Origin of the sequence: Laceyella tengchongensis (assembly GCF_900182735.1) — a bacterium.
Taxonomy (GTDB): Bacteria; Bacillota; Bacilli; order Thermoactinomycetales; family Thermoactinomycetaceae; genus Laceyella; species Laceyella tengchongensis.
The window spans coordinates 636639-649990 of record NZ_FXTU01000002.1; the positions used below are offsets into that span (position 1 = coordinate 636639).

12 protein-coding genes and 1 riboswitch are annotated in these 13352 nt (G+C 52.3%); of the genes, 1 reads left to right on the forward strand and 11 read right to left on the reverse strand.

Annotation, left to right across the window (positions count from 1 at the left end; translation table 11 throughout):
- Positions 1 to 55: 55 nt before the first annotated feature.
- The 11 genes from QQZ12_RS06805 to QQZ12_RS06855 form a co-directional block, all read right to left on the reverse strand.
- Positions 56 to 958: a DMT family transporter gene (locus QQZ12_RS06805; RefSeq protein ID WP_284724139.1), complete on the reverse strand. Its 903-nt coding sequence runs from the start codon at positions 956 to 958 to the stop codon at positions 56 to 58.
- Positions 959 to 1078: 120 nt separating this feature from the next.
- Complete coding sequence (locus tag QQZ12_RS06810; protein ID WP_189318885.1) at positions 1079 to 2008, reverse strand: ATP-binding cassette domain-containing protein; 930 nt, start codon at positions 2006 to 2008, stop codon at positions 1079 to 1081.
- A gap of 365 nt (positions 2009 to 2373) precedes the next feature.
- Positions 2374 to 2838 (reverse strand): GNAT family N-acetyltransferase, encoded by a 465-nt coding sequence (locus QQZ12_RS06815; RefSeq protein WP_154986824.1) that lies wholly within the window; start codon positions 2836 to 2838, stop codon positions 2374 to 2376.
- Between the two features lie 145 nt (positions 2839 to 2983).
- The gene (locus tag QQZ12_RS06820) at positions 2984 to 3940 is read right to left on the reverse strand and encodes a nucleoside recognition domain-containing protein (RefSeq protein WP_102993202.1); all 957 of its coding nucleotides are present in this window, start codon (positions 3938 to 3940) and stop codon (positions 2984 to 2986) included.
- Positions 3941 to 3977: 37 nt separating this feature from the next.
- Positions 3978 to 5366, reverse strand: a complete 1389-nt coding sequence (gene rlmD, locus QQZ12_RS06825) for a 23S rRNA (uracil(1939)-C(5))-methyltransferase RlmD (protein WP_284724140.1) — start codon at positions 5364 to 5366, stop codon at positions 3978 to 3980.
- A gap of 152 nt (positions 5367 to 5518) precedes the next feature.
- Complete coding sequence (locus QQZ12_RS06830; protein ID WP_284724141.1) at positions 5519 to 6835, reverse strand: homoserine dehydrogenase; 1317 nt, start codon at positions 6833 to 6835, stop codon at positions 5519 to 5521.
- 87 nt (positions 6836 to 6922) lie between these two features.
- Positions 6923 to 7034, reverse strand: a riboswitch (SAM riboswitch).
- A gap of 85 nt (positions 7035 to 7119) precedes the next feature.
- Positions 7120 to 8130 carry a fumarylacetoacetate hydrolase family protein gene (locus QQZ12_RS06835; RefSeq protein WP_284724142.1) on the reverse strand — a complete coding sequence of 337 codons (1011 nt, stop codon included), beginning with the start codon at positions 8128 to 8130 and terminating at the stop codon, positions 7120 to 7122.
- Positions 8131 to 8228: 98 nt separating this feature from the next.
- Positions 8229 to 9329: an MGDG synthase family glycosyltransferase gene (locus QQZ12_RS06840; protein ID WP_284724143.1), complete on the reverse strand. Its 1101-nt coding sequence runs from the start codon at positions 9327 to 9329 to the stop codon at positions 8229 to 8231.
- A 137-nt stretch (positions 9330 to 9466) separates the two neighbouring features.
- Entirely contained in the window at positions 9467 to 9748 is a 282-nt protein-coding gene (locus QQZ12_RS06845; protein ID WP_106341641.1) for a small, acid-soluble spore protein, alpha/beta type, read from the reverse strand.
- 167 nt (positions 9749 to 9915) lie between these two features.
- Positions 9916 to 10527: a superoxide dismutase gene (locus QQZ12_RS06850; RefSeq protein ID WP_102993207.1), complete on the reverse strand. Its 612-nt coding sequence runs from the start codon at positions 10525 to 10527 to the stop codon at positions 9916 to 9918.
- A 143-nt stretch (positions 10528 to 10670) separates the two neighbouring features.
- Positions 10671 to 11810 carry an HAD family hydrolase gene (locus QQZ12_RS06855; RefSeq protein ID WP_284724144.1) on the reverse strand — a complete coding sequence of 380 codons (1140 nt, stop codon included), beginning with the start codon at positions 11808 to 11810 and terminating at the stop codon, positions 10671 to 10673.
- Positions 11811 to 12143: 333 nt separating this feature from the next.
- On the opposite strand from QQZ12_RS06855, the gene QQZ12_RS06860 reads away from it, so the two are divergent.
- Positions 12144 to 13289 (forward strand): SH3 domain-containing protein, encoded by a 1146-nt coding sequence (locus QQZ12_RS06860; RefSeq protein WP_284724145.1) that lies wholly within the window; start codon positions 12144 to 12146, stop codon positions 13287 to 13289.
- Positions 13290 to 13352: the final 63 nt, after the last annotated feature.

The window sequence follows — 13352 nt, forward strand, 5'->3', positions numbered from 1 at the left end:
ATTGATCCATCGAAGAGCGTCACCGATGTGGCTGCGCTCAGAGGTTGAAGCCTTCTCAAGCAGCCGTCTGAAACTTTCCATCTTCTTCTGACCGCGCCTGCGCCCGAATAAACCACACAATTCCGACGATAGAGAGCAATCCACCCACCAGTTGCGACCAAATAACCGCCTCATCAAGGAGCCACGCTGCCAACAAGACCGTTCCTACCGGTTCACCCAGTACTGCCATCTGAATCGTAACCGCTTTGGTAAACTTGAGCAACCAATTGAACAACAAGTGGCCAAAGACGGTCGGCACGGCGGCCAGCAGGAAGAAGATGCCCCATTCTTCAGCTGGATAGGAAAACAGCGGGACACCGAGAACAACGTTATATCCGGCCAGCACCAAGGTTGCGACCACAAACACCACAAAACTGTAAACCGTCGAAGAGATGCGCTGGCGCAAATTTTGCCCCAATAGCATATGGATGGCAACAGCAACCGCGCCCAAAAACGACAAAACATCTCCCCACAGCGCAGTCAGGGTCCAAGCAAAATCACCGCCAACAACCAGCCCCGTGCCGACCAGCGCCAATCCCATTCCCCAAAACGCGCGCGCCGGATACTTCTCCTTAAACATCAGAAAAGCTCCCGCCGCCACCAAGAGCGGAGTCAGATTCAAGAAAATCATCGCACTGGCCACTGAGGTGTAATGGAAGGATGACATCCAGAACAAAAAATGCAAGCTCAAAAAAAAGCCCGACAAAGACAGTCGAACCCAATCCTTACCTGTCAGGCTGACCAGCCCAGCACGCTCCCGCCAGACCCACGGCAACATGAGCAACGCAGTCAGCGACAGACGATGCGTGGCCAAAACGCTGGCAGGCGCAGACGACCACTTGATGAAAATACCGGAAAAAGAGAAAGCCACCACTCCCAATGCGAGTAGCAAAAACACACCTGCACGCGATGGATTCATCGTTTCACCTCCCTTTGGCATCATATTCTGATTTTAAGACAAAACTATGCCGATGTCTCCACTCCCTCCACTAAAAAAGGGTCGCATTCCGGCACATGGATGCAACCCTCTCACGCGCTTCTATTCCCCTCGCTTCAACCAGTCACGCTCTCGCACCAGCTCTTGAAAACGCCGTTCCAGCTCGGCTCGCTCCGCCTCTGGTAGCGGGAAACCGAGTCGCCCCAGCACTTCCACCAATGCCGTTTCAATCCGCAACAAGGCCTCGGCCGACTGTTTGGGCTGAGAGGCGGATGTCCGGGTCAAGCTCCGCTCATACTCCGCAAACGTCCCCTCGAAATAAACGGCGCGCTGATCTTCAATGATGATCAAGCGTTCAGCCACCTCCCGGAGCAAATGGCGGTCATGCGAAGCGAACAGCAACGTTCCCGGATAACTTTTGAGCACCCGTTCCAACTCCTCGCGCGCAAACAGATCCAAGAAATTGGTTGGTTCATCCAACACCAGCACATTGGACTCACTCAAAAACACTTTGGCCAACGCCGCCTTCACCCGCTCGCCGCCGCTGAGCACGCTCACCGGCTTGTGCACCTCCTCACGTCGAAACAACAGCCGAGCGAGTACCGTGCGGATCATGGTCTCATCATACCGGCTGGATGCCCGCACATTCTCCAAAATCGATTTTCTTTCATCCAACACATTGAGTTGTTGCTGGAAAAAGCCGATTTTCGCCGCCGAGGCCCAAGCAACCCCAGGCGCGCGGGAAACCAGCAGCTGAAGCAATGTCGATTTGCCCGCACCATTGGCACCAATCACGCCCACCTTCGCTCCCGTCGGAATCGCGCACCGAAGCGGCGCAAACAGGCCTGGTTTGCCGACTTGCTCCAGTCGCAACACCACCTTGCTCCCGATGGGATGGTGATGGCTGGCATCAAATTGCACATGCGGCAACTCGCGCGGCTTTTCTTTCTCTTCCAAGCGGGCTTCATCCAACGTGAACAACAACCGCTCACCCAACCACTTATTCACATTCGCCGCTTCTAGCAAAAACAAAAAAAATCCTCCCTTCGCTCTCAGAGAGGATTCATGCCATATCCGTTTAACGGCATGCACGAAAAGCCCATCGCCTGGCAGGTAGGTATAAACCAGCCAAGCAACGCGCCAGTGATGCTCGTGCAATAACGAAAAATGGACAGGCGAATCCCGCTCCGAAAACACTGAGTAATTGATTCCTCAATGATTGGTTTCGATTAGCGAGATACATTGTCCATTGTTCGCATACCGTTCCTTTCCTTCAATTTGTCATTTATTATAACCCTCCCAAACGCGCTCCGTCAACGAACAGCAAAGCGATCGGGCAAAAGGCAAACCTTACAGAAGCAAGAACGATAAAAAGCGATGCGCTAGGAGTTTCAAGGCTAAAGCGTCAGCCGCAACACCTTGAGGGACCCGTCTTCCCGCTCAACTTGAAAGCTGAGCCGCTCGTATAAGCCGAGCACCGGGTTATCTTTATGCACGGCGACCGAAAGCGACTGAAAGCCCTCCATGCGGGCTTGATTAACCAACCGGGTAATCAGGTAGCGCCCAATCCCTTGATTGCGATACTCTGGCGAAACAGCCGCAATCAGCTCTGGCGTCTTCTCATCAAGAAAAGCGAGCCCCGGGCGGTCTTGTGTGAATTGGCGGAACCACACCGCACCAATCGGCTTTTTTTCTTTCTTTAATAAAACGATAAAGCCGATATCCACCCGTTTTCCCCAATCTGCGAGATAATGATCCATCATTTGTTCGCGTTCGTTTCCATAAAACTCCATCGCCAACTCCAAGAATTCCTTTAACACAGGTGCATCAGCAGGTTTAATCGTGCGAAAAACGAGTTCCATGTCATGTTCATCCCTTTCATGTCATTGCACCAAACCACTAGAATATTAAATAATTTTATTCGACTTTTATATAGATTAACCCTGCTAAACATTTATAAAATGTAGAAAAATACCCAATCATCCATTTCAATGCACCTGACTTGCCCTAACTGCTTCTTTGCATCCGTTGCCCTAAGGGCTCTTCCCCGGAATTCACTAAAAGGCGGGCGACAACCAGCGTGACGGCAATCGCTGCCAGCAATCGGATCAACAACAGGTAAACGACCGGAATCCCAAGCGGGACAAAAATCAAGGTGTCCTCAACTACCGCATGACAAGCGGCCAAAAAAATCATGATCAACGTCATGTCGCGCTTGGAAAAGTTGCGCTCTTCCGCCTCTTGAATGATAAGACCCGCCCCTAGAAACAAGCCAGCAAACAACCCCGTGGCCATCGCAATGGCTCCATGCCCGGAAATCGACAAGGGTTTGAGTAACGGCATAATCCACTGCGCCACCCTATCCAGAAAACCGACATCCTTGAGGGCCTGCAAAACGACCATCAACGGTAGCACAATCACCACCAGTTGCAATACACCTTCGGCCGCCACATAGAAGGCAGTGAGCAAGATATCCCCCCAGCTGTCAGCATGAGCATGCTCAACTGGCGCCACCACTCCTTGCGCAATCGGTTCTCCGCCACCGGCCCACGTCCAGTTGATGATCAAGGCCGAGACCACTGCCAGTCCCATCCGCACAGTGATCACGGCCCATGTCGCCACACCCACCCGGCGGCAAACCGCCGATTCGATAAACATGTTGTGTGAGAAGCTAAGCATGACCGCCAAGATGAACGCTTGCTTCACCGTCAAGTCAACCGCCTGCATAGCCCCTAAAGCGGCATAAAGATTCAACACATTGCCCAGCACCAGCGGAATCGCCGCTTCCCCACCCAATCCAAACACAGACATAAAGGGGGCGATGCTCTCCGTCACCCATCCCAACACGGGCGTCTGCTTAGCCACCTGAATGACAAACGCAATGGGAAGAACGATTTTGCTCAACTCCCACGACGTTTTAAGGCCAGCGCGCATCCCCTTCTTCCAATCCACGCTACGGTTCATCTTCTCCCACCCGCTCTTTCTGTTTGGCGATTCAATTTTACATCTGCACCAGTTCACACACGGCTTCCACATGCGCTGTCTGCGGAAACATATCAAACGGTTCAATCCCGGCAACCCGATACCCGCTCTTCAACAACTGCGCACAATCTTTGGCCAACGTCGCTGGATTGCAAGAAACATATACCACGCGCGGCACCTTTGTCCGCATCAGAGCCTGCAACAAAGGCTGTCCCAATCCGGTCCGTGGCGGGTCTACCACGATAACATCCGGCCGCAATCCTTCTTTGATCCACTTGGGCAAAAGCGTTTCCGCCGCACCCACGTAATATTCGGCATGGGCGATACCGTTTAATTTGGCATTCTCCTTGGCATCGGCAACGGCTTCAGGCACCGTATCCATGCCGATGACACGCTTCGCTTCAGAAGCCAACCACAAGCCGATGGTTCCCGCTCCGCAATAGGCGTCAATCACGGTTTCTGTCCCTGTCAGGCGAGCCGCTCGTTTGACCGCGTCATACAGCCGGACGGTCTGGGCGGGATTCAGCTGAAAGAAGGCCCGGGCGGATAACGCAAACGTCAATTCTCCCAATCGTTCAATCAGCTTCTCATTCCCCCACAACAGCCGGGATTCCTCTCCAAAAACAAGTGAGGTTTTATCTGGATTGTGGTTCAGCACTACGCTTTTCACTTGAGGTAGCCGTCGGGTCACTTCACGCACAAAAGCTTCTTCTTCGGGAAATGATTTCGTCCGGGTGACCAACACCAACTGGATTTCTTCTGTGGCGAAAGCAATCCGCCCCACCAGATGCCTGAGTGTGCCGCGATGTTTCCGCTCATCATAGATATCCACCCCCAACTCCTCCACCAGTCGCTTGGCTTCGTAGAGGGCTTCGTTCAGCTTGGGATGTTGCACCATGCATGCACTCGCATCAACCAATTGGTGGGAAGCGGCGGAAAACATGCCCATGGAGACTTGACCGCCCATACGCCGCAAAGGAAATTGCGCCTTGTTGCGATACGACCACGGTTCATCCATCGTGACAGTCTCGCTGATCGGCACATCTCGCAAACCAGCGTACCTGGCGAAACTCTCGGCAACCAACTCCCGCTTCAAGCGCTTCTGCATCCGGCGGTCAATGTGCTGCAATTGGCACCCACCGCACTCCCGATACACCGGACACGGCGGTTCCACCCGATAAGCCGATTTTTTCTTCACTTTTAATAGTTGGGCTTTGGCAAATTTGGGTTCCACTTGTACCACGCGGGCGACCACGATTTCACCCGGTACAGCGCCTTCCACAAAAACCACTTGCTTTTGGTAGTGGCCTATGCCCTCGCCATTGATGCCGATGCGGCGGATGGGAAGCTGGATCACCTCCCCCCGCTTCAAGCGAATCTGTTTTGCTTGCTTGGTTGACTTGTTCATCTGCCGTTTTCCTTTCCTTAATAAATGCGCTTATCCTATTGTACCCGAAACAATTTGAAAACGCAGGTCTGACGGCAGGTGATCCCTAAAAAAAGACGGCCATTAGTGGCCGCCAGACTAACTAAAAAACCGAAAGCTTGAATTCTGCCTGTTCACTGGTCGCCCGCCGCTTTAGCCAACGGCACCGCCTTAGAGCCCCATGGAACTCCTCCGCCCACAACGGGACGGTTTGCGTGCCAAGTCACTGCCAAGCTCCGCTCACGCAACAAGCGGTCCGCTTGCCCTCGCTCCCATCCGTTGGCGATCAACGCTAACCACGTCGTTTCCCCCTCTTGCGCCGCCTTCCATGCCTGCACCGATAGATCCGCCCGCTCCAGGTGCCCGACCACTTGGCCAGCCGATGCTTGCGCGGACGGAAAAGACAAGAGATGAAAGCGCGAGCCGTCTCCATCCGCACTCTCTAATAACAATGCGCGGGGAGCCGCTTTGCCGGCGGTCTGTCCCGTCAGCCGCCACAAGTTGCACAAATCCTCCACCACAGCACTGGCGGTCGGCTTCTCACCCGCCCCCTGGCCGATCAGCGTAAGATCCTGAACAAAGTCCCCCTCCACATGCACGGCATTGTACACATCGTTCACATTGGACAAGGGATGGGACAGCGGCAACAGGGTCGGGGATACCGAGCAGGACACTGGGCCGTTTTCACCATATTGTTCAGCAGAAGCGAGCAATTTAACCGCAAAACCAAGTTGATCGGCCAAGTCCAATTCGATCGGGGAGACCTGCGTGATGCCCACCCGCTGAATTTGATCGACAGGCACATGCACATCAAAAGCGAGGCGCGAGAGAATCGACAGTTTATGGGCAGCATCGATCCCCTCGACATCTGCCGTCGGGTCCGCTTCAGCGTATCCCTTTTGTTGCGCTTCTATCAATATGTCCTCATACGTACGACCTTCGTCCTTCATTTTGGTTAATATGAAGTTGGTTGTACCGTTCAATATTCCCGAAACTTTACATATGCGATTGGCCTTCAGGAAATGGGATACCGTACCGATAATCGGAATTCCGCCGCCCACACTGGCTTCATAAGCCAACTTCACACCAAACCGCTTTGCCCATGAGCGCAATTCTTCCCCATGGCGGGCCAACAACTCCTTGTTGGCGGACACAACGTGACAACCGTTTTCCATTGCCCGCCGCAAATAATCACGGGTAGGTTCGACGCCTCCCATCACTTCGATGACCACATCTACCTCGCGGGCCAGTACTTCGTCAAAACTGGTGGTCAACAACGATTGCGTTCCTTCCACTTGGCGTTCTTTGTTGATATCGCGCACCAAGATGGCCTCCACCGTTACCCACATGCCCGTGCGCCGGGCGATCACGTCTTGGTTGCTTTGAATCATCTTCCACACGCCGGTGCCTACCGTTCCCAAGCCCAACAGTGCCACTCGCACCTGTTCCATCCCAATCCCTCCAAATGATTGTGTTTGAATATAGAAAAAACCCTCTTCTAGATAAGAAGAGGGTTTTTGCACACGACGAAACCATTCTTCTTATCTCTCAGTGCTACATGTGCACTGCAGGATTTGGCACCTTCCGGTAAGGATATACCGAGGTTGCCGGGCTTCATCGGGCCAGTCCCTCCGCCACTCTGGATAAGAAAATCGTACAACCGATATCGTTTTTCCAATATTTTTATTTATTATGGGCTAACCGAGGATACTTGTCAATCATTAAAAAGAAAATGTCATTCCACAATCGTGTTGCGTAACAATCCCAACCGTTCGATCTCCAACTCTACCACATCTCCAGGTTGGAGATAAGGATGGACTTCCTCACCTAACTCCAACAAGCAGCCTGTGCCCACCGTGCCCGATCCGATCACGTCTCCAGGTACCAATTCGCACTCAGCAGACGCTCGTTCAATCATTTGCGCGAAGGTCCAATGCAAATCTTTGGTATTCCCTTTGGATAGCTCACGGCCATTGACACGCGCGCGCATCGTAAGCGACCAGCGCTCTCCGGCGCGGCAGTCTTCCAATTCATCTGTCGTCACCAACCAGGGGCCGAGCGACGTGGCGAAGTCTTTCCCTTTCGCCGGCCCAAGCCCGACCGCCACCTCTTGCAGTTGGGCGTCGCGGGCACTCCAATCATTCATGATCATGAAGCCAGCGATATGGGCAAGAGCTTCTTCGCGCTTGATGTTCTTTCCCCTTTTGCCGATGACGCAGGCAATCTCCAATTCATAGTCAAGCTGATTGGTGTACGCCGGTTTCTTCACAGGCGCTTCCGGGCCAATCACTGCCTGATGGTTGGAAAAATAAAAAACGGGGATTTCATACCACTGCGGTACCATGCCCAATCCCCGCTTTTGGCGGCATGTCCGTACATGTTCTTCAAATGCGTAGAAATCGCGCAGGCTACTCGGCGTCGCGATCGGCGCAAATAGATCCACTTCCGCCAAAGCTAATGCCACCGGTTCCCCTTCCACTTGCAAGCGCAACCAATCTCTCTGCCCCAGTGCTTGATCCAATCGTTGCAGAAAGTCGCGCTCCTGTTCGCCCCGTTGCAAAAACGTAAGCATGTCGGTGGCGAGACGATAAGGAAAGACGAGGTTTTGCGCCAACTCCATGCACTGCTGTGCCAGCCCGACATCGATCACATGCCCGTCCCGCACCCAGCCCAAACGGGCCAGCATCCCATCCTGTGATTGAATATTGAGTTCATCCGCTTTGACCATATAAGTAACCAACTTCATCCACTTTCCCTCCCCTCCTTTTTACAATATTCCAACTTTGAATCGTTTAGCAAGCGGCGAAATGATTCATCCCACCGCGAATAAAAAAACAGACTTCATTACAAAGTCTGCAAAATGGGAGCTTTGGCATTGCATGTCTCTTTGACGATTCTCTGACACGCGTCTGATGACATCAGCACCCCAAACCGTTCGCGCATCCGCCCCAATTGCAACGGCGAATCGAGCAGTTTGGAGACTTGCAGGCGAATGGTTGACGGACGCGTAATCATGGCGACGCGATGGTGCAAGAGATATTGCTGATTAGCTTCTTCCTGACCCGGGAAAGCTTCGAACAACAGCATCGGCAACTGTTTAGCAATCGCTTCAGTGATGGTCACCCCACCCGGCTTGGTGATCAAAAGGTCGGCAGCGGACATCCATATGGGTACATCGGTGCGGTACCCTTCAATCCGTATGTGCGGTGCGACAAACTGCCGGGTCAGCCGCTCAAACAATCCCCGATTCTTCCCTGTCAGCACCACCAACTGCAAATGGTCCAACTCTTGCAATTCGCCCACAACTTGTTCCAACGGTCCCAGGCCAGTGCCTCCGCCCATGACGAGCACCACCGGGCGCACGGGGGACAACCCCAACCGGCGGCACGCCTCTTGCTTGGATACATGCTCATAAAATGTGGGATTGACCGGAATGCCGGTCTCAATCAATGACAACCCGGTTTGCCACTGTATCCGCTCAAACTGATGCCAATTGGGCAATTTTTTGGGCACGCACAACACATGGGGCACGCGAGCGAGCCAAATGGGATGCAACTCATAATCCGTCACCACCCCAACCGTCGGGATCTCTTCGTAGATGTCCGGACACATGAGCAATCCGAAAGGATGGGTGGTCACAATTTTGGTTGGCTCCGTCACGCGAATCAGCTGATTCAACCTTTTGCGAATGGACCAACCCATCTTTTCAATCACTTCACTAGAAACGTATCGAATGACTTTGTTATGGTGAGTCCAATCATATAAATAATAGTATAAGGTCGGAAACTTACTTAGCATGCCGTGATATCCGGACTGCAACAGGGGATGAAAACTGTTTGGAATGAGTTGCAGCAGATCAACGACTTCCGCGGTGACGTTCGATTGTTTATTAAACTCGCACGCCAACGCTTTGGCGGCGGAGTTGTGGCCTGTCCCAAATCCCATTGTAAGCAAGAGTATGCGTTCGATGGCACTCCCCTCCTTAACCCATCTTCCCCATTATAGCGCGCTCATTTAGCGCATATATATGAATCTGTTGATTTCTTTACTAATCTTAACTAACTGTTCATACAGATTTGCCCTCATTTCCGGTTGTGAGCCAACGAGGCCTCGGCCATGCGCACCAGTTCTTTAACCATGCTTCCTCCGATGGCTCCGCCGATCTTGCCGGCGTCCTCAGCCTTCAGCTCTCCGTTCCCCCGCTCCTGAAACGGAATGCCTAATTGCTTGGCTACTTCCATACTTACGTCATCTGGGCTTGCGATATGCTTGCCCAACGCCTTGCCCATCACATTCTTCTTAAGCAAATCCATTCCCTGTCTGGCTGCGGGATTGAGCAACCGTTTTTTTCTTTTACGCGCCATCACATCCCCTCCTTGATGGATAGTCTGCGACAACACCTTGGCAAATATAAGGGGTGAACTTTTTTTATTCTACACTTTTTGTTCACAGGGCGCAAAAGCGCACACTTCGCCCCGGAATGCCGCCAAAGCAAAAAAAGCGCAACCCCATAACGGGTTGCGCTCCCCCATTATCCGCGCGCGGCGAGATAACGTTTGTTTACTTCTTCCCAGTTGACCACATTCCAGAAAGCCTCGATGTAAGCCGGACGCTTGTTTTGGTATTTGAGGTAGTAAGCGTGCTCCCATACGTCCAGGCCCAAGATCGGTGTGGCCCCTTCCATCAGCGGGCTGTCTTGGTTAGGGGTGCTGGTCACAGCTAGCTTGCCGTCTTTCACAACCAACCAAGCCCAACCGCTACCGAAGCGCTTGGTCGCCGCATCGGTGAATTGTTTCTTGAAGCTGTCGAAATCGCCGAAGGTATCTTTGATCGCTTGAGCTACTTCACCGGTCGGTTCACCGCCGCCATTTGGGCTCAAGATTTCCCAGAACAGGCTGTGGTTAGCGTGGCCACCACCGTTGTTACGAACAGCGGTGCGCACATTTTCTGGCAGTGCATCCAGGTTGGAGATCAATGCTTCCACGGAAGTAGCGCTCACTTCCACCCCTTCCAGAGCGGCGTTCAAGTTGTTCACATATGTGGCATGATGGCGGTCATGGTGGATTTCCATGGTTTGCGCGTCAATGTGCGGCTCCAAAGCATCAAAAGCGTAAGGCAATGCGGGCAGTTCGAATTTCGCCATTCCAGAACCCTCCTATGTAATATGTCCACACTCCTATTCCCCACTCAAGGGGAGAAGAGCTGCTATCATGATTGCGTCTCAATTTTTATTATGCAAAAAATCGGTGATGTTAGTCAACGAACTCACCCAAAAACTTATTTTTCTTAAGTGAACACCTTCATCAATTCGGTCACATCGTCCAGAATGTAATCCGCCCCCAGCTGCTCAAACTTGGCCCGCGCCGCCTGCCCGGTTAAACCTGTCAATGTGGCCGCAAAAGCGCAACCCATTTTTCTGGCTGCCAAAAAGTCAGCGACGGAATCCCCCACGATCAAAATCTCAGCGCCCTCTGCCAGCGGCAAAGCGCAATCGAGACACGCTTCTATGGAGGCCGACGCCCCCAAGAGAGCCTTGATATACGTATACGGTTCGGGTTTGCCGAGCGGTGCCTTTTCAGGATGGGCTTCCTCTGCGGCGATCACGTCTGATGCCGTGGCGATGTGCGACTCATCGAACAATCCGAATAGCCCCAGCTCTTTTAACGGCACTGCCGTTTCTTCAAAGGTGCGCCCGGTTCCGATGCCCACGGTAATCCCTTTCTCTTTGAGCCGCTTGAGCATCTCTCCCATCCGTTCAGGGGCGGCAATGGGAATTTCCTGTTGCAAAAATCCTACTTTTCCTGGCATGCGCACATCGACGCCTTCGCTTTTCCGGTACAATTCATCCCCCAGATACCACTCCTGATAAACGGAGTAACAGCATTCCCACAAGGCGCTGTTGCGTGAAAACTGCTTCACTTCTACGCCAAACCAATCAGAGGCTAACTCGTTGAAATAGGTGAGCAAAGCCATCTTGTCCAAATGCTCTTGCCCCACGAAAAGTTCCGGGAACCGAGCGAACTCTGGCGTGAAACCATTCTTATCTTCGCCTGCCCACTGCTGGATTCCGACAAGGGCTTCTTCCGTGATCGGCTGGCTGACAAAAGCCTTCACTTCCGTCGGATGCGCTGGATACAGATGTTTCAACAACAAGAGCAGCTGACCCGCAAAAGCGAGATATACCATGTCCCAATTGGAATTAAGCCCCCGTGTCTTCATCCAGTCCAAGACCCGATTGCGGTCGAACACCTGGTCCCGGATCAGCCGAATGGCGGATTCTTCCAGTTGAACATCATGCTCCGCTTGCGGCAACGCAAGGAAGTGGGGGGCATGCAACAATTCCCACACCGACAGAGCCGAAGCATCAAAACACCGCTCTTCACTCAAAAACACACCATCCACATCAAACAAAACCGTCTTATACACCGCAAAACCCTCCCCCAAAGTGATGGCATTCGCTTTTACCTTGCCGTTGGTTATGAGATTGATGTTACCATCAATCCGCCGCCGACTTCTAGCCTTTATCGCATTAATTCTTTATTAAAATGATGTCACACGCCATAAATCCACTTCCTACCAGCAGCACAGGCATCACTATCTGACAAGTAGAAGTCAAGTTAATGATCTTACGATTATTTTTAAATATTTTTGATTATATAGTCTTCACAGGGAATTTGACATGAAGTATGATCGAAATAGAGGCATTTGTCAAATTTTGCCCGTCGCGAAAGGCTTTTTATTTAAAGGGAGGGGAACATATTGTTCCATAGAAAGATACTTTTTAACATGGCCTTGATTGCCATCATCGCCTTAATGGCCACATTGATCATTCCACAACACAGCTTCGCGGCTTCAACTGACTACAAAATCGAAATTAACAAAAAAACGAACAAACTCTACTTATACAAAAATGGAAAAGTGAGCAAGGTGTACCCCGTGGCAACTGGGCGAACCAGCCAACTCACACCTGAAGGCACTTGGCCCGTGGTGGTCAAAATCAACAAGCCGGGCTGGAAAAACATCCCTGGTGGTCATCCCGACAATCCACTCGGGGAGCGTTGGAATGGCATCAGCGTCCGCGGCGACAACGGCCGCACCTATGGCATTCACGGGACAAACAATCCCCAATCAATTGGCAAACATGCCTCCAGCGGTTGCGTCCGGATGCACAACAAAGACGTGATTGAATTGTATAACACCATTTATGAAGGGACTCCGGTTTGGATTCACTCCGGGACCAGCAACAACCAATGGCGTGGAGACAGCCGCGTCGGACTCAAACCCAAATCAGGGACAGCCACGATCACGGGTAGCAATGTCAACGCCCGTTCAGGCCCATCAACCGGTTCCTTCGTCATACAAACCCTAGCAAAAGGCACCCGCTTGGCGGTCACCGGCATTTCTGGCGATTGGTATCAAGTGAAATTGGCCAATGGGCGCCTCGCATTTGTGTACAGTCCCTATGTGAAATATGAGGCCAAGGGGAGCAACCCACCCCCGGCATTCGGCATCCAACCGGCCACAGGGCAAGTGACGGTGACGGCTTCGGTCGCCAATGTCCGGTCCGCTCCAAGCCTATCCGCTTCCATTGTCACCAAAGCGAAAAAAGGCACCAAATTTACTTTGACCGGAACCAGCAAGGAATGGTTCCGCATCAAATTGTCTAATGGCAACACCGCATATCTGCACCACACGGTGGCCACCCGAAGCACAGCCTCCACTTCCACCGTAAAAGTGAGTGTCAATCTCGCCAATATCCGCGCCACGCCTTCTACTTCCGGCAAGGTGCTGCAACGCGTGGCCAAGGGCACGACACTGACCAAGACGGGCATGTCGGGAGAGTGGGTACAAATCCGACTGAAAAGCGGAAGCACAGCATACATCCATCATTCTTGTGTTTCCTGAAAATGCATAACCGCGACGGTCTTTAATGGCGCTTACGGGCGCCATATTTTGTTAATCAATAAT

Bases quoted from the DNA above. Each gene is read 5' to 3' on its own strand.
- QQZ12_RS06820 (WP_102993202.1), bottom strand. From the start codon at position 3,940: ATGAACCGTAGCGTGGATTGGAAGAAGGGGATGCGCGCTGGCCTTAAA.
- QQZ12_RS06845 (WP_106341641.1), bottom strand. From the start codon at position 9,748: ATGGCGCGTAAAAGAAAAAAACGGTTGCTCAATCCCGCAGCCAGACAG.
- QQZ12_RS06815 (WP_154986824.1), bottom strand. From the start codon at position 2,838: ATGGAACTCGTTTTTCGCACGATTAAACCTGCTGATGCACCTGTGTTA.
- rlmD (WP_284724140.1), bottom strand. From the start codon at position 5,366: ATGAACAAGTCAACCAAGCAAGCAAAACAGATTCGCTTGAAGCGGGGG.
- QQZ12_RS06835 (WP_284724142.1), bottom strand. From the start codon at position 8,130: ATGAAGTTGGTTACTTATATGGTCAAAGCGGATGAACTCAATATTCAA.
- QQZ12_RS06830 (WP_284724141.1), bottom strand. From the start codon at position 6,835: ATGGAACAGGTGCGAGTGGCACTGTTGGGCTTGGGAACGGTAGGCACC.
- QQZ12_RS06805 (WP_284724139.1), bottom strand. From the start codon at position 958: ATGAATCCATCGCGTGCAGGTGTGTTTTTGCTACTCGCATTGGGAGTG.
- QQZ12_RS06850 (WP_102993207.1), bottom strand. From the start codon at position 10,527: ATGGCGAAATTCGAACTGCCCGCATTGCCTTACGCTTTTGATGCTTTG.
- QQZ12_RS06840 (WP_284724143.1), bottom strand. From the start codon at position 9,329: ATGGGATTTGGGACAGGCCACAACTCCGCCGCCAAAGCGTTGGCGTGC.